General features: G+C 75.1%; 1 protein-coding gene. It reads right to left on the reverse strand.

The features are described 5' to 3' along the window. On the reverse strand, positions 1–421 hold a 421-nt coding region (gene ruvA, locus N869_RS15980; RefSeq protein WP_035063380.1), incomplete at its 3' end, for a Holliday junction branch migration protein RuvA. Positions 422–526: the final 105 nt, after the last annotated feature.

Genomic DNA, 526 nt, shown 5'->3' on the forward strand with positions numbered 1-526 from the left:
CCGCAGCGGCGCCTCCCCGCACCGGGCCGAGCTTCTCGCCGAGCTCGAGCACCAGGCGCTGGGCACCCTTACGACCGATCCCGGGCACCCGCTGGAGCGCGGCGAGGTCCTCGCCGGCGACGGCCGACCGGAGCACGTCCGGAGGGTGCACGGCGAGCATCGCCAGCGCCAGGCGCGGGCCCACCCCGCTGACCGTCTGCACGACCTCGAACACCTCGCGCTCGTCGGCGTCGGCGAACCCGTACAGCGTCAGCGAGTCCTCGCGCACCACCAGGGACGTCCACAGCCGTCCCTGCTCTCCGGTGCGCAAGGTCGCCAACGTCGCCGGGGTGGCGATGACGTGCAACCCGACACCACCGACCTCCAGGACGGCGGCGTCCAGCCGCACCTCCAGGACGGTTCCCCGCACCGACGCGATCACAGGCACCTCCGAACATGTGTACGAGCGGGCAGGCTAGCAGCCGGGTCGCGGGGGCCCGCCCTCACCTGCCGCGGCGCGCCGCGCCCTCGGCCCGCGCCCACGCCT

It is taken from the genome of Cellulomonas bogoriensis 69B4 = DSM 16987 (assembly GCF_000767165.1).
Lineage (GTDB): Bacteria > Actinomycetota > Actinomycetes > Actinomycetales > Cellulomonadaceae > Actinotalea > Actinotalea bogoriensis.